This window comes from Variovorax sp. YR634, from assembly GCF_900106655.1.
Classification (GTDB): Bacteria; Pseudomonadota; Gammaproteobacteria; order Burkholderiales; family Burkholderiaceae_C; genus Variovorax.
Map to the genome: position 1 here is coordinate 45,884 of NZ_FNOL01000015.1, position 19,311 is coordinate 65,194.

The following is a 19,311-nucleotide window of genomic DNA, read 5'->3' on the forward strand; positions in this document are numbered from 1 at the left end:
CCTGGCTCAGCGGTTCTCGAAAGGCGTTTCGTCTGCGCCGCGCAGCACGATGTCGAACTGGTAGCCCAGTGCGTAGCCCTCTTCGGTGATGTCGAGGCTGAAATCGGCGATGAGACGGTTGCGGTAGCGCTCGGGCGTGCCGGTGATCATCGGGTCGTACTGCATCAGCGGGTCGCCGGGGAAGTACATCTGCGTGACCAGGCGGCTCGCGAAGCTCTGGCCGAACAGCGACAGGTGGATGTGCTGCGGGCGCCATGCGTTCGGGTGATTGCCCCAGGGGTAGGCGCCGGGCTTGATGGTGAGAAAGCGGTAGCGGCCTTCGCTGTCGGTCAGGCAGCGGCCCGCGCCCAGGAAGTTCGGATCCAGCGGCGCGTCGTGCTGGTCGACCTTGTGCACGTAGCGGCCGGCGGCATTGGCCTGCCACAACTCGACCAGCGTGTTGGCCACCGGGCGGCGGCGCTCGTCGAGCACCTGGCCGGTGAGGATCATGCGTTCGCCCAGCGGTTCGCCGTTGCGGCGCGCGTTGCGCGTGAGGTCGTTGTCGAACTCGCCGATGCTGTCGTGGCCGTACACCGGCTGCTGCAGTTCGCCGAGCGAGGCCTTCAGCGGAATCAGCGGCTTCTGCGGGCCGCGCTTCACGGTCGACTTGTAGCCGGGGTAGACATAACTGGGGTGGGCTTCCCAGTCGCGCGGGGTGAGGATGGGCGAGGGGCCCTTGGTCTTGGTCAACATGTACGTTGTCTCCTGTCGTGGGACGAATCCGGAAGCCGCCACTTTAGAAGCGGCATCCGATGATGTAAATTGAAGATTGCTCCGTTCTCAATAACCAGAAGGCATTGAAAGACTCCGCCGATCTTCGCCAGGACTTCGTGCGCAATGTGCAGTTGCGGCACCTGCGCTGCCTCGTTGCCGTAGCGCAGGAGCGCCACCTCGCGCGCGCGGCCGAACGGCTGGCGCTGAGCCAGCCGGCCGTGTCGAAGACGCTCTCCGAGCTGGAGTCCATCGTCGGCACGCGGCTGGTCGAGCGCAGCAAGGCCGGCCGGCGCGGCGTGCAGGGTCTCACGGCCGCCGGCGAGCAACTGCTCGCGCATGCGCTGCGCGTGCTCGAAGCGCTCGATGCCAGCGCGCAGGCCGTGGCGCCGGCGGCAGGCGGGCGCGTCGAGCGCTTGCGCATCGGCGCGCTGCCGAGCGTGGCGCCGGCCCTGCTGCCGATGGCGCTCGCACGGCTGCGCGACAGCCGGCCCTCGGTGCAGATCGTGGTGAAGAGCGCCGCCAACCCCACGCTGCTCGACGAGCTGCGCGCCGGCGAGCTCGACCTGGTGGTCGGCCGCATGAGCGATCCGCGCTTGATGGGCGGCCTGAGCTTCGAGCTGCTGTACACCGAGCCGCTGGTGTTCGCCGTGCGCGCGGGCCATCCGCTGGCGCTGAAGGCGGCGTCGGTGCAGGCGGTGCTGGCTTATCCGCTGGTGGTGTACGGCGAGGGCACGATCCCGCGCCACAACACCGAGAGCTTCCTGTCAGCGCGCGGCCTCGTGTTGCCGGCTAACGCATTGCAGACGCTCGACGTGGCGGTGGCGCGCGCGCTGGTGGCGGTGTCCGATGCGGTGTGGATCACGCCGCTGGGCGCCGCGCGCGGCGAGCTGGCGGACGGTCGCCTCGTGCGGTTGCGCATCGAGACGGCTGGCACCGAAGAGCCGGTCGGGCTGCTGCAGCGCAGCGATGCCGAGCCTTCGGCGCTGCGCGGCGCCATGGCAACGCTGCTGCGCGAGGCTGCGAAGCAGCAGGGCGCGGTGCCGCAGCGGCCCAGGAAAACGTCCCGCGGCTAACTGACTAGTCTTTCGTGGCCCTGCGCTGTACGCAGGCCACGTAGCCCTCGCCATCCGGCGGCCTGCCCGCGCGCTGGCTCTCCCACATCATCTGGCCCAGGCAGTCCATCGCCTCGTGATGCGCATGCAGCAGCGAGCCGCGGCGCGCTGCCAGCAGCTCGACGGCCTGGCGAATGCCGCGCGGCTGGTCGATGGAGCACTGCTCGCTGATCGACAGATGCATCGACAGATGAAGGAACGGGTTCTCGCGCCCGTTCGATCCGTCGTAGACACGCGCCACCGCCGCGTCGGCATCGACGAGGTCCTCGTGGTACTCGGGGTGCTCGTCGATCCAGCCGGCCGCGATGGTCTCTAGCGCTTCCATCGGCAGGCCCTGCCGGTGCTTGGCGTACACGTCGCAGAAGAAGCGGCGCACGTCTTCCTGGGAGGGGTTGAACATATATATAGATAGATAGAGCAGAAGAAAAAGAGGGATGGGAGCCGTGTGTGGGGGCCGTGTGTGCGAGCCGTTTCGCAGGCGGCTTCGGGAGCTTGGGATGTGTCGGATGTTCCGGGTACAGGGCGTTACATCGTTACGTAACGAATCGCCAAATGACCTTCTTACGAGCTGTTTCCATACCCTGGTGGAAACCCCCGCTTAAAGAAAAATCTCCATACAAATCAACAGGTTGCATTGCCATGGACCGCTTTGGCATGGGGCGCGAAAAAAGCGGCACGCTAGTTGCCCCTTAGTAGGCATCTTTTGTCACAGAGGCTGCCATGACCGCTCAACAAGCATCGACCAATTCGACCGAAGGACTTGCCGCCGCTGGCGTCGCTCCTGTGGTCATTGCCCAGGCCACCGTCACTCCGCTGGGCGCTCCTGCCTCGCTGGGTTCGGCGGCGCCCGCCGCAGCTGCTGGCCCGTCCAGCATCGGCACATTATCGAATGCCACGCCGGGTGTCGCAGTGATGCGCGACGGTGTCAGCATTCCCGTCGATGGCAATCAGACTCTGATGGCCGGCGACCGCGTGATCGTTCCGCAGGACGGCCACGCCAATGTTCTCTTCCCCGGATCGGCCACCAACAAGGCCCCGCTGGCCGGTGTGTTCACCGGCGGCACCGACGCCACCATCGGCTCGACCAAGCTGCCGGGCGGCCTCGAACAAGTGAATGTGGATGTCGCCTCGGGCGACCTGCAAGTGACCCCGCCGGACAGCGACGCAGATGCCGCGGCCCTGGCCGTGACCAAGAAGCTCGCTGCCGGCAGCGGCATCGGGCTGGGTGAATTCGCTCTCGGCGCCCTGGGCGCCGCAGCGCTTGGCGCCGCCCTCAGCGGTGGTGGCGGCGGCAGCGACAGCGTTGTTCCGCTGCTCGTCGGCTCGGGCAATCCGACCACGCCCACCACGCCGGGCGACTCCGACGCGGATGCCGACTCGGATGCAGATGCCGACGCCGACGCGGATGCGGACGGTGATGCGGATGCCGATGCCGATGCTGATGCTGATGCTGATGCTGATGCCGATGCCGATGCCGATGCAGACGCAGATGCAGACGCAGATGCCGACGCAGATGCAGATGCCGACGCAGACGCAGATGCAGATGCAGATGCAGATGCCGATGCCGATGCCGATGCCGATGCCGACGCTGACGCTGACGCTGACGCCGACGCCGACGCCGACGCCGACGCTGATGCCGATGCCGACGCCGACGCTGATGCCGATGCCGATGCCGATGCCGATGCCGATGCCGATGCCGATGCCGATGCCGACGCAGACGCCGACGCCGACGCAGACGCAGACGCAGACGCAGACGCAGACCACCTCCTCGATCCAGGCGATGGCGCCGTCGGTCACGTCACCGACAGCCTCGGCAATGCGCTCGGCCTTGGCGACTCGCTCACGCCGGTCAACAACGTGGTCGACGGCCTGACCGACACGCTCGACGACGTGCTGGCTCCGGTGCTCGGCAGCGAGTTCACGCCGAACGATCCCAACCAGTTCGACCCTATCGACAACACCGTCGGCAGCGTGACCGGCCTGCTGGGCGACTCCCTGAGCCCGACGCTCGACAACCTGCTGGGCGAGGGCGCCACGACCGCCATCCTCGGCACGGTGCTGGGCCAGGTCGACTACCTGACCGACGCGCTGGACAACGGCCTGACCAACCTGATCGGTGACCACGGCATCATCAGCGGCCTGACCGACGCCCTCGGCCTCGGCGGCCTCACCGACCAGCTGGTGGGCGACGACGGCCTCCTGGGCGGCGTGCTCGGCAACGTGCTCGGCGACGGCAGCCTGGTGTCAGGCCTGCTGGCTGAAGATGGCCTTGTCGGTGGCCTGCTCGGTGAAGACGGCCTTGTCGGCGGCCTGCTGGGCGAAGACGGCGCCGTGGGTGGCCTGCTCGGCAATGTGCTGGGCAGCGACGGTCTCGTGGGCGGCCTGCTCGGCGACGGCGCGGTGGGCAGCCTGACCGGCGGCCTGCTGGGTGACGAGGGCCTGCTGGGTGGCCTGCTCGGCGACGGCAGCGCACTGGGCGGTGTTCTGGGCGACGACGGCCTCGTGGGCGGTCTGCTCGGCGGCGACGGCGCCCTCTCGGGTCTGTTGGGCAGCAGCGGCCTCACCGGCGAGCTGCTGGGCCACGGTGGCCTGGTCGACAGCCTGCTCGGCCAGGACGGCGCGATCTCCGGCCTCATCTCCGACAGCCCGCTGGGCGGCCTGCTCGGTGGCGAAGGCGGTCTCCTGGGCGGCGCGCTCGACGGCCTGCTCGCTGACGACGGTCTGGTCGGCGGCTTGCTGGGTGACGATGGCCTCGTCGGCGGTCTGCTCGGCGGCGATGGACTCCTGGGCGGCGTGCTGGGCGGCGACGGCCTGCTGGGCGGTGTGCTCGGCGACGACGGCCTGCTCGGCGGCGTGCTGGGCGACGATGGTCTGGTGGGTGGCCTGCTCGGTGGCGATGGCCTTCTGGGCGGCGTGCTGGGCGATGACGGTCTGGTCGGCGGCCTGCTGGGCGGCGACGGCATCGTGGGCGGCCTGCTCGGTGACGACGGTCTGGTGGGTGGTCTGCTGGGCGACGATGGCCTGCTGGGCGGCGTGCTCGGCGGCGACGGCCTCGCTGGCGGCCTGCTCGGGCCGGATGGCCTGGTCGGCGGCCTGCTTGGCGAAGACGGTCCGGTCGGTGGCCTGCTGGGTGATGACGGCCTGCTTGGCGGTCTGCTCGGCGATGTGCTGGGTGGCATCGGCGGTGGCGGCACCCCGGGCACCGGCGCGGCGCTGCTCGACCCGGCCGACGGCGTGCTCGGCAACCTGGCCGACGGCCTGAACACCGGCCTGCTGGGCGGGCTCGGCCTGGGCAACGTACTCGGGCCGGTTGTCGGCGTCGCGGACGGCCTGACCGACACGGTCGACGGCCTGCTGGGCCCGGTGCTCGGCACCAGCTTCACGGAGAACGACCCCAACGTGCTCGACCCGGTCGACGGCCTCGTTGGCCAGGTTGCGGGCGGCGTGAGCGGCCTGCTGAGCCCGCTGACAGATCAACTGCTCGGCGCGAACACGACAGCCGCGCTGCTGAACGGTGTCACGGCTCAAGTCGACTACCTGACGGACGGCGTGGCCAACCTGCTGGGGGGCGATGGCCTGCTCGGCGGCGTCTTGGGTGACGACGGCCTGTTGGGTGGCGTCCTCGGCGGTGACGGCGGCCTCCTTGGCGGCGTCCTGGGTGATGACGGCCTGCTGGGCGGTGTGCTCGGCGGCGACGGTGGCCTGCTCGGCGGCGACGGCGGCCTCCTTGGCGGCGTCCTGGGTGACGACGGCCTGCTGGGCGGCGTGCTCGGCGGCGACGGCGGTCTCCTCGGTGGCGTCCTGGGCGACGACGGCTTGCTGGGCGGCGTACTCGGCGGCGACGGCGGCCTCCTTGGCGGTGTCCTGGGTGACGATGGCCTGCTGGGCGGCGTGCTCGGCGGCGACGGTGGCCTGCTCGGCGGTGTCCTGGGTGACGATGGCCTGCTGGGCGGTGTGCTCGGCGGCGACGGCGGCCTCCTTGGCGGTGTCCTGGGTGACGACGGCCTGCTGGGTGGCGTGCTCGGCGGTGTTACCGGCGGCGACGGCGGCCTGCTCGGCGGCATCCTCGGCGACGACGGCTTGCTGGGTGGTGTGCTCGGCGGCGTGACCGGTGGCGACGGCGGTCTTCTCGGCGGCATCCTCGGTGACGACGGCTTGCTGGGTGGCGTACTCGGCGGCGTGACCGGTGGCGACGGTGGCCTGCTCGGCGGCATCCTCGGTGACGACGGTCTGCTGGGTGGCGTACTCGGCGGTGTGACCGGTGGCGACGGTGGCCTGCTCGGCGGCATCCTCGGTGACGACGGCTTGCTGGGTGGCGTACTCGGCGGTGTGACCGGTGGCGACGGCGGCGTGCTCGGCGGCATCCTCGGTGACGACGGCCTGCTGGGCGGCGTGCTCGGCGGCGTGACCGGTGGCGACACCGGTGGCCTGCTCGGCGGCATCCTCGGTGACGACGGCCTGCTGGGCGGCGTACTCGGCGGTGTGACCGGTGGCGACACCGGTGGCCTGCTCGGCGGCATCCTTGGCGACGACGGTCTGGTGGGTGGCCTGCTTGGCGGCGTGACCGGTGGCGACGCCGGTGGCCTGCTCGGCGGCGTACTCGGCAACGATGGCCTGGTAGGCGGTCTGCTCGGCAACGACGGCCTCGTCGGCAGCCTCCTGGGTCAGGACGGTCTGGTGGGTGGCCTGCTCGGCGGCCTGACCGGCGCCGACAGCCCGGTGGCCAACATCCTGCAGCCGGTGACCTCGGTCGCCAGCGGCCTGACCGACACCGTGGCCCCGATCGTCTCGAACGCGACGAGCGCGGTGCACGACGTGACGGCTCCGGTGACCGACATCCTGGCCGGTGCCACGACGGCGACCGCTCCGGTGGCAGACGCTGTCAGCAGCGTGGTGAACGGTGTCGAACATGCAGTCACCCCGCTGGTGACCGATGTCGTGACCCCGATCACCAGCCTGGTCGAGCACGCCGCGTCGCCCGTGACGAACATCCTTCACGGTCTGCTGGGCTGATCACTAAAAGACAAAGAAGGAAGAGGGGCGAGGGAGCTAGTAGCTGCTGCAGCACCAGGGACAGGCCACCACCGGCCTGTCCCTCGAAAGGACCGATATGAAAAAGAATTTCCGCACACTGACCATCGTCGCCCTCGGCGCAGCCCTCGTGGGTTGCGCGGCCCCGAAAGCGGGCCGCGACGATGCAACGTACTACTACTCGAACAAGGCCGCCACCGCGGTGCCGAAGGTGGAGCCGGCACCGCCGCCGCCGCCGCAGAACGGACCGGTCGGCGTGCCGAAGATCGTCTACTTCGACTTCGACAAATACAACATCAGGCCGGGCGATCGCAACATCGTCGAGGCGCATGCGAGCTTCCTGCGCAACCGGCCGGCGAGCCGGGTCGTGATCGAAGGCCACACCGACCAGCGCGGCGGCCGCGAGTACAACCTCGCGCTGGGCCAGCGCCGTGCCGATTCGGTACAGCGCACGCTCACGCAGCTCGGCGTACCCGCCGAGCGCATCGAAGCCATCAGCTGGGGCCTGGAAAAACCAGCGTCGCTCGAAACCACCGAGGAGGGCTATCAGCTCAATCGCCGAGCCGAATTCAGCTACCGCTGAACCGGATCACCGCGATGACTTCGACGACGGCGGTTTCCGGCCCACGCACACGTCATCAAAGCGAGAGCAGATGACGGGCGCGGCCGGTCTCCCGCATTCGTCCGGAGCCGAATGATGTCCTTCCCAGACCAGCTCCACGCCTGCCACGAACGCCTGGTGTCGGTGTGCGCGGCGCTGCCTGCCCCGTACCCGGCGTTCACGCTGTTCTTCTCCGTGAGCGATGGCTCGCAGCGCGCACACGTCGTGCACGCGCGGGCCGCCGATTTCGAGACCGCCTGGCGCGAAGGCGCCGAGCATGCCGAGCGCTGGGTGCGCGAGCGCGGCATCGTGTCGCCGTGGCTGCGCATCGACTGGGTCGAGGGCGCGAGCCCGATGGACTGGGCCCAGTTCAAGACACAGCTCACCGCCGTCAAGCGCAACTACTTCCGCCTCGGCCTGGCCTTCGACAAAGACTTCGCGCTGGCCTTCACCGAGCAGGAGCTCAACGCCAACGCCATGCTGTGCGGCGATTCGACCATTCCGCATTCGGTGGTGAACGCGCGCAACTTCGAGGTCTACGGCCAGGCGCGTTTCCAGAGTTCGCCGCCGCTGGACATGCCCTCGGACCAGCCGGTCTACCTGCTCGCCACGGTGGGCGTGTTCTGCCAGCCCGACGGCGTGGTGCACAAGCTGGTGGGCACGGGGCTCGACGCGGGCCGGCGGCAGTTGCCGGCACTCAACCCGCAGTCGGTGCTCGACCTCGTGCGCAGCGGCTCGTCGTACCTGGCGCGCCAGGTGCAGAGCGACGGCCTCTTCGTGTACGGCTACTTTCCGTGCTTCGACCGCCGCATTCCGACCTACGACGCGATGCGCCATGCGAGCGCGCTCTACGCAATGATCGAAGCGTGGGAGCTCACGCGCGACGAAACGCTGCGCGCGGCCATCGACCGCTCGCTCGACCATCTCACGAGCTCGCTGATCCGCGACTACACGCTGCTGGACGGGCGCGCGGTGGCGTTCCTGGTAGACACCGGCGGGGAGATCAAGCTCGGCGGCAACGCGGCCTGCGTGCTCGCACTGGTGAAGTACTGCGAGCTGACGGACACGCGCCGCTGGCTGCCGCTGCTGGAAAAGCTCGCGCTCGGCATCGCCTCGCTGCAAGACCCGGCCACCGGCCGCTTCAACCACGTGCTGCATGCGGCCGACCTCACGGTCAAGCAGGCCTCGCGCATCATTTACTACGACGGCGAAGCGGCCTACGGCCTCATGCGCCTGTATGCCCTCACGCGCGACCCGCAATGGCTGGCCGTGGTCGAGAAGGCGTTCGATCATTTCATCTCCAGCCAGCACTGGCAGGCGCACGACCACTGGCTCAGCTGCTGCGTGTACGAACTCACGCACTGGAGCCCGCAGGAGAAGTACTTTCGCTTCGGCCTGCAGAACGTGGCGGGGTATCTGGACTTCGTGCTCGACCGGAAGACCACCTTCCCGACGCTGCTCGAACTCATGCTGGCCGCGCAGCAGATGCTCCAGCGGCTCGAGGGCATGCCCGCGATGCGGCACCTGCTCGACGAGCTCGACGTCGAGAAGTTCTACCGCGCGCTCGACTACCGCGCGCACTACCTGCTCAACGGTTTCTTCTGGCCCGAGATGGCGATGTACTTCCGGCGGCCTTCCACCGTCGTCGGCTCGTTCTTCATCCGCCATCACTCGTTCCGCGTGCGCATCGACGACGTCGAGCAGTACGTGTCGGGCTTCGTCGCCTATCACCGCTACCTGGTGGAGCGGCGCGCCTCGCCCGGAGCGGCCGGCACTGGCGGCGGCGGCAGCACCGGCGTGGGCGGCGCGCGCGACGACGGCGCCGTCTGGACTGCGAGCGAGATGGCACGCGTGACCGGCGGCGAATGGGTCGTCAAGCCCGAGGACGGCTGGCGCGCCACCGGCGTGGCGCAGCGCTCTTTCATGCGCAAGGGCCGCGTGGTGTTCGACCACCAGACGCGGCCGTCGAAGACACCGCTGGCGGCCGTCACGCTCAAGGGCGTGCTGCAACCGGCGGCAGCCGTGCTGTGCACCGACCCCAAGCCGCACCTCGACAAGCGCGTGCCCGTGCTCAAGGTGTCGAACGTGCTGCAGGCCGTGCTGGAGCTGGGCGACCATGCGCGCGCCGAGTTCACCGGCCGCGTGTGCGGCGTGCTCGGCAGCGGCGCGACGAACGGCGCGGCAAGCGGCACCGTCGCCGCCATGCTGGCCGGCGCGCTCACCGTGTGGGGCGAGGTCGGCCAGCCCGAGGGCAACGTCAGCCTGCCATCGGGCATTGCCTGGAACATGACCTGCATGCCGCGGCACGCGGCCTACTGGGTGCTGGAGATGGGCACCTCGCACATGCCGGCGTCGGCGCAGCTGGTGCGGCCTTCGCTGGTGGTGGTGACGGGGCTGTCGGCCGCGTCGCAGAAACACCGCGGCCCGTCGGAGGCCGCAGCGCGGCTCGACAGCCGGATCTTCCAGGCCATGGCCCCGGGCGACAGCGTGGTGCTCAACCGCGACATGCCCGAGTTCGCGACCTTCGCCGAAGCGGCGATGGCGCAGCAATTGCAGATCGTGACCTGCGGCGAGCACAAGGACGCCGACGTGCGCCTGCTCGCCTTCGACCATGGCGAAGTGCAGGCGCTGGTGGCGGGCGAGCCCTTTCAGCTGCGGCTCAATGCGCCGGGGCGCCACATGGGCGCGAGCGCCATCGCCGCGCTCGCGGCCCTGCAGGCCATGCGCCTGCCGCTGGCGGTCGCGGTCGAGCCCTTCGCGCATTTCGAGCCGCCGGGTGGACGCGGTGCGCTGCACACCATTCACATCGGCGGCGGCAGCTTCAAGCTGATCGACGAGACCTACGACGCCAACCCGAGCTCGATGCGCGCGGCGCTGGAGCTGCTGTCGCAGGCGCCCTGCGAGCCGTCGCGCCGCGTGGCGATCCTCGGCGACATGCAGGAGCTCGGCCCCGCCGCGCAACGCCACCACCTCGACCTCGAAGCCGAGTTGCTGGCCTCCCAGCCCGACCGCGTGCTGCTGTGCGGCCCGCTGATGCGGGCGCTGCACACGCGCATTCGCACCAAGGTGCGCTCGCACTGGTTCGTCGACGTGTCCGATCTGTCGACCGCGCTCGGCAGCCTGCTGCAGCCCGGCGACTGGGTGCTGGCGAAGAGTTCAGCGGGCGTCGGCCTGTCCCGGTTGGCCCGGGTTTTGAAAGCACTGCCATGAGATGGAACGTACTTGCGAATTCGCCCTTCGAACATGAGGTGCCGCTGCGTCGGCAGCCGTTGCGCCGCTGGTGGCTGGGCTGGCTGCAACTGCTGTGCGCATGGGTGCTTTGCATGCTGCTGTGCGCCAACATCGCATTGGTGTTCGCAGAGGGTTTGCCCCAATCAAACAGGGAGGCCAAAGCAGGGAGTCCGGCCGGTTGCGCGGTCAAGGGAAGCGCCGCGCAACCGGAGCCGGTTCATGGGAGGCGAAAGCTGTCGTGTTGATGTGCACGGCGAGTGAATTTTTGCCTTGTAACAGCCGGGTAACAGTTGATAATGACGCAGGCGTCATTGCACGACGGATCGGCTCTTTCCCATGATCAAGTTCCTCTTGCCCAGTCAATTGGTTGCCGACACGCCAGACGAACCTGGCGCCAGTCCCTATGCGGGCGCCTTGAACGCCGCATTCCGAGCGGCCTACCCGCTGGTGAAGAGCGCGGCATGGCGCTCGCTACCCATCAGCCTGTTCGGGCTGCTGCCCTCGATCTTCCTGCTGCAGGTGTATGACCGCGTGCTCTCGCGCAGCGGTACCTCGACGCTTGCCGCACTGGTCAGCGGCATTCTGTTTTTCCTGTGCATCGAGTTCTGGCTGCGCACGCGCCGCTCGCGGCTGCTGCGCAATGCGGGCGCCATCATCGACCACGGTGTGTCGGGCGCGCTGCTGAATTCGATGCTGGGCCGCCCGCTGCGCGCGCTCGAAGCACGGCCTGCTTCTGTGTGGCACCTGTACTTCCGCGACGTGGCCTCGGTGCGCGGCACCGTCACCGGCGGGCTCGCGCAATCGATCTTCGACCTGCCGATGGCCATCTTCGCGCTCATCGTCATCGGCATCGTCGCGCTGCCGGTGTTGCCGGTGGTGGCGCTGTTCCTGGCCATCATGTCTTTCCTCGCGTGGTGGTGGGCCGACGAAGTGCGCTCCGGCCGCGTCGAGGAAGTGCAGCGCGGCCGTGGCCTTGAGCGCGTCACGGCCGAGATCTGCAACGCGCGCGAAACCCTCAAGGCCCAGGCCAACGACGCGCCGACCATCGAGATGTGGCGCAAGACCTACAACTCATGGCTCACCGAGAGCTTCAGCAAGAACGGCCAGATCGAAACCGCGCGCGACGGCACCACCGTGCTGCTCACCGTGTTCTCCGTCGTCGTGGTGACCGTGGGCGCGGTCTCGGTGATGGAGCAGTGGATGACGGTGGGCGGCCTCGTCGCATCGAACATGCTGGCGCTCAAGGCGCTGCAGCCGGTGGCGGGGCTGGTATCGAACTGGCGCTCGCTGGCCACCGCGAAGGAAGCCGCCAAGCGGCTCGAAACCGTTCTGCGCGAACCGGTCGAGAAGCCGCCCACGGGCATGACGCTGCCGCAGCCGCTGGGCCGCATCACCCTGAAAGACGTGAGCTTCAGCTTCACCGAAACGGCGCAGCAGCCGGTGCTGGAAAACGTCGACCTCGACATCGGCCCGGGCGGGCTGCACGTGATCGTCGGGCGCAACGGCGCGGGCAAGTCCACGCTGGTGAAGCTGCTGTCGGGCCTGTACACGCCCACGCGCGGCATCGTCAGCATTGGCGAGTACGACCTCTCGCAGTTCGGCCGCGAAGAGCTGTCGCACTGGATCAGCTATCTCTCGCAGGAGGTCTACTGGTTCGGCGGCTCGCTCATCGACGTGATGCGCCGCACGGCCCCGGGCCAGAGCGACGAGCAGATCGTTGCGGCCTGCAAGCTCTCGGGCGCGCACGACTTCATCTCGCGGCTGCCCGACGGCTACCGCACCATGGTCGGCGAAGGCGGCACCGGCGTGTCGGTGGGCGAGCGGCGCAAGCTGGCGCTGGCCATGAGCTTTCTGCGCAAGCCCTCGGTGCTGGTGCTTGACGAGCCCAGCAACGACCTCGACTTCCAGAGCGAGCGCAACCTGCTCGCCACGCTGCTCGCGGTGGCCAAGGTGCGCACCGTGGTGGTGGTCACGCATTCGCTGCGCATCGTCTCCGCCGCCAGCGTGGTCTACCACGTCACGGGGCTGGGCAATGTGGAGCAGGGCACGGCTGCGCTGATGGTGCCTAAGCTGTTCGGCGTGAAGAAACCGCTGGTCGCGCTGGGCGATGCGGAAGACGGTGCAGCGGGGGCCACGGCCTCCCGCTCGATGGCGTGATGCGCGAATGACGAGTGACCGGGGACGCGACTTGAAATCAGATTTGCCGCAGATTCTTCAGGACGAGAACGACAAGCGCGCGGCCCAGACCTCGCCGCAGGGGCGGCGGCGCCAGTGGATCATCGGCGGCGCGATCGGCGTGCTGGCCCTGGTGGGCCTTGGCTTCCCGATGGAGACCGTGGTGGTCGCGCCCGGCCGCGTGATCCCTTCTGACCGCGTCAAGTCGATCCAGCACCTGGAAGGCGGCATCGTCAGCAACGTGCTGGTGAAGGAAGGCGACAAGGTCAAGCAGGGGCAGTCGCTGGTCGAGATCGACCTGGGCGGCAGCGGCCTCAACCTCGAAGAACTCACTGCCCGCTATGCCGCCACGCAGGCTACCCGCGTGCGCCTCATCGCCGAGAGCCGCGGCCAGCCGCTCAAGCGCGAATCTTTTGCCGCCGACATCGACGAGGCCGTGTTCGAAGGCGAGACCGGCGCCTACCAGGCGCGCGCGCTCGAACAGCGCGGCGTGATGGCCGGCGCCGTGTCGGGCCTGGAGCAGGCGCGCAGCAAGCAGCTGGAGCAGCAGGCCAAGGTCAAGGGCTTGAGCGACCGGTTGGTGCTGGCGCAAAAGGAACTCGAAATTTCCGAGCAGCTGCTCAGCGAGAAGCTGGTCGGCCAGGTCGAGGTGCTGGAGAAGCGGCGCCAGGCCGAGAGCGCGCGCAGCGAACTCGCGGTGGCGCGCCAGGGCGTGATTTCGGCCAACGCTTCCATCACCGAGGCGCAGGCCAAGATGGCCGAGGCCGAAGGGCGCTTTCGCCGCCGCGCATCGGATGAACTGGCCACGGTCGAGCGCCAGTTCGCCAGCCTGAGCGAAGACCTGGCGCGTGCCCGCACCCAGCGTTCGCGCACGGTGGTGAAGGCGCCGTCGGACGGCATCGTCAAGGGCCTGCGCAACTCCAGCCCGGGCTGGGTGGTGAAGCCCGGCGAGTCGATTCTCGAAGTGGTGCCCGACGAGGACGAAATCATGGTCGAGGCGCGGCTCAATCCCAACGACCGCGGCTTCATCGAAGTGGGCCAGCAGGCGCGGGTGAAGATCACCGCCTACGACTACCTGCGCTACGGCGCGGTCGACGGCAAGGTCAAGCTGGTGGCGGCCGATGCCGACCGCGACCCGGCCATTTCCAGCGGTGCGCCGTACTACCGGCTGCTCATCAGCATGTCTCAGTCCCACGTGGGGCGCGACGAGAACCGCATTACCGCCGGCATGGAGTCCGAAGTGGACTTGCGTGTGGGCACCGACCCGTTCATCTGGTACATCCTGCGACCTGTGCTCAAGCTGCGGCGCGAAGCCTTCCGCGAACCATGAAGTACCGCAAACCGGTCGACCTGCGCCGCATGGGCTCCGGCGCTGTCTGCGCAGCGTTGTGCGCGAGCTTCGCGCTGCCACCCGCTGCCTTTGCGCAGGAGCAACAACAGCAGCAGCAGGAGGCAGGTGCCACGCTCATGCTTGCGCGCCGCCTGTCCCCGCCGTCGCTCGGCGCCGCGAGCTACACCCAGCAGGTGAAGCAGGCCCTGATAACGCTGTCGCAGGAATACCCTGAAGTGCAGACCGCGCAGGCGGCAGCCAACACCAGCAGCTACAGCGTGGATGCGGCCAAGCAGGCGCGCTACCCGCGCTTCAAGCTCGGCACTTCGTCCGGCAACTACAACAGCGGCGCGGAAAACGCCAAGACCCAAAGCTACACCGTGCTCACCGCCGAGGCGCGCATGAGCCTGATCGACGGCGGTGCCATGAGCGCCGCGCAGCGCGCCGCCGAAGCGGGCAACCAGGCGGACGACGAAGCCGTCATCACCACCTCGCAGAAGGTGGTGCTGGACGCGCTTACCGCCTACCTGCAGGTGCAGCGCTTCGACCTCAAGAAGCAGATCGCACACAAGGCCACCGAAGTGGTGGCCGAAATCTCCAAGGCCGAGGCCCGCCGCGTGGCGCTGGGCGTGAGCGGTGACAACGACCTGAACATGGCCGCCTCGCGGCGCGCGCTGGTGGCCGCGCGCGAGTCCGACTTCGAGGCGCAGCGCGACGAGGCGCTCGCCAAGTTCCGCAACTACTTCAAGTTCTCGCCCAATCCCGAGTCGCTGCCCGTGCTCGCGGCACCGACGCAATGGCGCATCGGCTCGCAGGAAGAGGCGCTGCGCCGTGCAGAGTCGCGCAGCACTGAAATTGCAGAGGCGCAGGGCCGCATCGACCGCGCCAAGGCGCTGGCCGACCAGCAGGACGCGAGCCTCTACCCGTCGCTCGACGCCGTGCTCGTGAAGAGCAAAGACCCGCGCGGCGTTTCGCCGCAGGACCCGACGCGCGCGGCCGTCGAACTCAACTGGAACTTCGGCAACGGCTTCGACCGGCAGCTGCGCCTGAAGTCGGCGCTGGCCGAAGTCGCCAACCAGGAAGCCAAGCTCGAAGGCGTGAAGCTCAACCTGTTCGAGCTCACGTCGGCATCGTGGTCGCGCACCGTCTCCGGCCGCGAGCGCGAGAAGCAACTGATGGAAGCCGTCAGCACCGCCGGCCAGGCCTTCCGCGGCCGCCGCCGCCTGATGGAGTTCGGCCGCGAGACCCTGCCCAAGGTGCTCGACGCGCAGCTCGACTACTACACGCTGCTGTTCGACTACGTCGACGGCGTGTTCGACCTGCGCATCTCCGAGCTGCGCCTGGCGCGCACCACTGGAGAACTGCGCATCGACCCGGTGGGCACCAACGGCTGGATCGACCGCCTCTTCGGCGCGCCCAGCCGCCAGGTGCTGACGGAAGACGGCCTGCTGGCAAAGCTCTGTATCTCGAGCAACACGGCCTGCGCGAGCGAGCCGGTGGCCGAGCGCAGCGTGGACGCGGCTGGAGCGAACCCGCCGCTGCGCAAGACCCCGCGCCTTTCGACGCCCTGAGGCCGCTGTCGTCGGTCAGGCGTCTTCGGGGATGCCTGGCTCGCCGTCGAGGATCTGGTACTTGCGCATCTTCTCCCACAGCACCTTGCGGCTGATGCCCAGGTGCTGCGCGGTGTCCTGGCGCTTCCAGTCGTTGATCTCCAGCGCCGCGATGATGCGATTGCGCTCGCTGCTGTTCCAGCCCTTGCGGTCGGCGCTGCCATCGAGCGAGCTGCCATTGCCGTTGCTGCTGCCGCCGCCCATGCCATTGCGGTCGGCGAAGATCGCCGGCGCGGGCGTGCCGCGCGTGAGTGCGATCGCGCGCTGGATCAGGTTCTGGTCCCAGGCGTGCAGTTGCCGCGCGATCACGCCCACGCGCTCCGCGAGATTGCGCAGCTGCCGCACGTTGCCCGGAAAGTAGGTCTCGGCCACCGCGTCGCTGAGCCAGTGCGGCGTTTCGCCGAGCGTTTCGAGCTCGTCGCCCAGCACGTTGGTCAGCAGCGCCTTGAAGATCGCGATCTTGTCGACCTCGCCGCGCTCTTCGAGGCTGGGCACGTGCAGCTCGATCACAGCGAGCCGGTAGAACAGGTCGGCGCGGAACTCGCCGCTCGCCACCATCTCGCGCAGGTTGCGGTTGGTGGCCGCCACCAGCCGGAAGTCGACGCGCACCGGCGCCGTCGCGCCCAGCCGCGTGACCGCACTGTCTTCCAGCACGCGCAGCAGCTTGACCTGCTGGTAGCGCGGCAGGTCGCCGATTTCGTCGAGGAACAGCGTGCCGCCCGTGGCCTGCTCGAAGTAGCCGCGATGCGCATGCACCGCGCCCGTGAAAGACCCCTTGGTGTGGCCGAAGAACAGCGACTCGAAAAGCCCGTCGGGAATCGCGCCGCAGTTCACCGCCACGAACGCGCCCTTGCTGTAGTGCTGGTGCCCCAGGTGCAGCTGCTGCGCAATGCGCTCCTTGCCCACGCCCGTTTCGCCGCGCACCAGCACGCTGTGATCGCAGTCGGCAAAGGCGCCCACCTCGGCCAGCAGCGCCTTCATTGCTTCGGAGTGCGCCACCAGCACATCGGGCGGCTGCGGCGCAACCTCGCGCGCGCGCAACTGCCGCACCAGCTTCGCGACCATCGTGCGCAACTCCGCGCAGGTGAAGTCGTACGGCAGCACGTGCAGATATTCGGGCGGATAAGTGCGCGAATCGCGCTCGCGCGACCCCGCCGCAACCCAGATCACCGGCATGCCCTGCAGCAGCTCGGTGGCATGCGCCAGCCCGCCGCTGTCGATGACAGTGACGCTGATGATCGCCACCGAAGGACGCAGCGCGGCACCGCGATCCTGCGGCGGAGGCGGCAGGCCATCGGCCCGGATCACCTCCACGTCGAAGCTCGCCATGCACCGCGCGATGCGGTCGAGGATGTCGGCTTTGCCTTCCCAGACAAAGAGGTCGAGTTCGTCGAAGTTGGAGGCGCTCATAAAAATCGATTCAATAAACCAGTTGCGCTCCACCTTGGCACGTGAGTCTTGCTCCCACTTCGGTCTTCGCGAGATCGATGCCCAGCGCCGTGATCAATGTATTCACCAGAGGATCCAGAAGGGGTGAAAGTGCGCTGGAGATCACTCCACGCAACAATCCAACCACCGTGTCGATAATGTTTCCAACGCCCACCAGCAGGTCGCCGAGGGCACTGTCGACCGACGGCTTGTACATGTGGATGTCGATCTGCGCCAAGGTCTGGCTCAGGCTGCCGACAAGGTTGCTCGCGACCACGGGCTGGTAGGGCGTGGGTATCTGGGTGGCAGAGATGTCGGGCAGGTTGGCATCCGCCGGTGCTGCGAAGTCCAAGGTATCGCTCGATCCGAGTACGGGGGTATTGGTCATCAGGCCGATGCCGCCTCCGGCGAAGGCCTGGCGATCGGCTGTGCTCTTCTGGCTGTCGGGGACCCAGGTGTTTCCCTTTTTCCAGGAGTAGGAGCAAAGCAGTGCGAGGCAAGTCTTTCTGACAGTCATCGAACCGATATCAACCAGGGGAATGGGTTCGACATTCGGGGGATCTTTGCTGGCGAAGGCTTGTGCGGCAGCATCCGCGGCACTGTTGCCGATCTTCCCCACGCGCAGGGTGGCAGCCGAGGTGTCTGCAATCACGGAAAGCGTCTTACTGCCGCCAGCAGGACAGCTGTATTTGTCGACGCGCGCCTTCCCTGCGGCAACGTCGAGGTTGATGTCGATGCGAAACGGCGATGACACCAGGCGCAGGTCCGTCACCTTATTTTCGCAACCGATGCAGAGCACGTTGCTCAATACGCCAACCAAGTCTAGATGAAGGAGGCTGTTGAGCAGATCGGTCACGGGCTGCGTCAGCTTGAGAACCTCGTTGAGCAGGCCGGTGACACCGTTCAGCGCGGTCGTGAAATCCACCGATATCAGCGCACGCACCTGGGCCGTGCGCACGCGGATGCCGTTGGCCCCTAACGGATCTAGCATGGCCAGTTCCGGATTTCCGATGGCTGAAACCTGTGGCGGTTCGATGACCTTGACGGTGGTAACGACGTTGGCCAGGCCCAGCAGATTGGCAGGCGCGCTGACGGTGGCCGCATGCTGGCTATTCGCAAGTTGCACGAAGGCCTGCGTCAGCTGGAAGGCCTGCAGGTTGACGTCCAGGGCGCTGCTGGGCGTACCTGTGGCTACGCCCAGGATCTCGGCAACGCTGAGTTGGACGTTGGAGACTTGCGTGGTCAGGGCCACCATGTCGTTGAAACCGTTGAGTGCCACGTCCGCCAAGGCCCCGTTCTTTTGGAGAACCGTTGCGAGTGCCTGCAGCAGCTTGCCTGCTGTGATTTGCGAGTTGAGCACCTGCTCGTACTGGCCAGCCTGCAGGCCGACCTGCAGTGCGATGGCATCCAGGAAAGACAGCAGGTTGACCTGGGTGGTCACCAAGCCTTGCCAGCCAACCGCGGTGAGCGCCACGTTGCCGCCCAGGAGCTTGCCGAAGACGGTGTCCAGCAGTGCGGATTTGGTCGTGTCAACAGTCAGCAGCGTGCTCCGGATGCTGAGCATCGCCTGGGGAACCGACTGGTAGGCGATCGCCGAGACGACGATCGAATGCTGCGCGTTACCGGTGAACGAAAGCGGCAGCATCGAAGGGCTTCGCGTGATGGAGATGCGCACCGCATTCAACTGCTCTCCCGGATTCGGCGCGCCGAAGTAGAGCGGAGGCGTGCGAGAGAGCGGGTCCCAGTTCCCGCATTCCACCTCGGCATTTACCAGAGGATCGATACCGACAGGGAAGTTCTTGGCGGCGTTGTCCTTCGCTGCCTGTTGTGCGGGCGCGCATGCCGAGGGCTTCAATGCCTGCGCACCAGCCAGCGCGGCGAGGTCAACGGTTTTCTGCAGTTCCCGCTTCATGAAGAACAGGTAGCCGAGTTCCGTTCCGATCAGAACGATCAGGATCAGGCTCATGGCAATGGCCGTGTTGACCAGGATCGAGCCGCGATGCCGTTGGCGAAGAGATGGCGATTCATGTCTCATGGCGT

General features: G+C 67.9%; 11 protein-coding genes. 7 read left to right on the top strand and 4 right to left on the bottom strand.

Features of this window, described 5'->3' with window-relative positions:
* Positions 1-6: 6 nt before the first annotated feature.
* Entirely contained in the window at positions 7-732 is a 726-nt protein-coding gene (gene pcaH, locus BLV60_RS22640; protein ID WP_093057537.1) for a protocatechuate 3,4-dioxygenase subunit beta, read from the bottom strand.
* Between the two features lie 104 nt (positions 733-836).
* Here pcaH and BLV60_RS22645 point away from each other — a divergent pair, with 104 nt between their 5' ends.
* Positions 837-1,826 carry a LysR substrate-binding domain-containing protein gene (locus tag BLV60_RS22645; protein ID WP_093057538.1) on the top strand — a complete coding sequence of 330 codons (990 nt, stop codon included), beginning with the start codon at positions 837-839 and terminating at the stop codon, positions 1,824-1,826.
* Positions 1,827-1,830: 4 nt separating this feature from the next.
* Here BLV60_RS22645 and BLV60_RS22650 read toward each other — a convergent pair whose 3' ends face one another.
* Positions 1,831-2,265, bottom strand: a complete 435-nt coding sequence (locus tag BLV60_RS22650) for a DUF1841 family protein (RefSeq protein ID WP_093057539.1) — start codon at positions 2,263-2,265, stop codon at positions 1,831-1,833.
* Between the two features lie 320 nt (positions 2,266-2,585).
* Here BLV60_RS22650 and BLV60_RS22655 point away from each other — a divergent pair, with 320 nt between their 5' ends.
* The 6 genes from BLV60_RS22655 to BLV60_RS22685 all read left to right on the top strand — a co-directional run bounded on the left by BLV60_RS22655 (position 2,586) and on the right by BLV60_RS22685 (position 15,804).
* A complete protein-coding gene (locus BLV60_RS22655; RefSeq protein WP_256329461.1) occupies positions 2,586-6,878 on the top strand; it encodes a hypothetical protein in 4,293 nt (1,430 codons plus the stop codon).
* A 97-nt stretch (positions 6,879-6,975) separates the two neighbouring features.
* Positions 6,976-7,479, top strand: a complete 504-nt coding sequence (gene pal, locus BLV60_RS22660) for a peptidoglycan-associated lipoprotein Pal (RefSeq protein ID WP_093057541.1) — start codon at positions 6,976-6,978, stop codon at positions 7,477-7,479.
* 111 nt (positions 7,480-7,590) lie between these two features.
* Entirely contained in the window at positions 7,591-10,707 is a 3,117-nt protein-coding gene (locus BLV60_RS22665) for a glutamate ligase domain-containing protein (RefSeq protein WP_093057542.1), read from the top strand.
* A gap of 357 nt (positions 10,708-11,064) precedes the next feature.
* Positions 11,065-12,885, top strand: coding sequence for a peptidase domain-containing ABC transporter (locus tag BLV60_RS22675; RefSeq protein ID WP_093057544.1), 1,821 nt, complete (start codon positions 11,065-11,067; stop codon positions 12,883-12,885).
* Positions 12,886-12,916: 31 nt separating this feature from the next.
* Positions 12,917-14,233 (top strand): HlyD family type I secretion periplasmic adaptor subunit, encoded by a 1,317-nt coding sequence (locus BLV60_RS22680; protein WP_093057545.1) that lies wholly within the window; start codon positions 12,917-12,919, stop codon positions 14,231-14,233.
* Entirely contained in the window at positions 14,230-15,804 is a 1,575-nt protein-coding gene (locus BLV60_RS22685) for a TolC family protein (RefSeq protein ID WP_093057546.1), read from the top strand. The genes BLV60_RS22680 and BLV60_RS22685 overlap by 4 nt, the downstream gene beginning before the upstream one ends.
* 15 nt (positions 15,805-15,819) lie before the next feature.
* On the opposite strand, the gene BLV60_RS22690 is transcribed toward BLV60_RS22685, so the two are convergent.
* Together BLV60_RS22690 and BLV60_RS22695 are read right to left on the bottom strand one after the other, a co-directional pair.
* The gene (locus BLV60_RS22690; protein WP_093057547.1) at positions 15,820-17,253 is read right to left on the bottom strand and encodes a sigma 54-interacting transcriptional regulator; all 1,434 of its coding nucleotides are present in this window, start codon (positions 17,251-17,253) and stop codon (positions 15,820-15,822) included.
* Positions 17,254-17,263: 10 nt separating this feature from the next.
* Positions 17,264-19,306, bottom strand: coding sequence for a TadG family pilus assembly protein (locus BLV60_RS22695; RefSeq protein ID WP_093057548.1), 2,043 nt, complete (start codon positions 19,304-19,306; stop codon positions 17,264-17,266).
* Positions 19,307-19,311 lie beyond the last annotated feature (5 nt).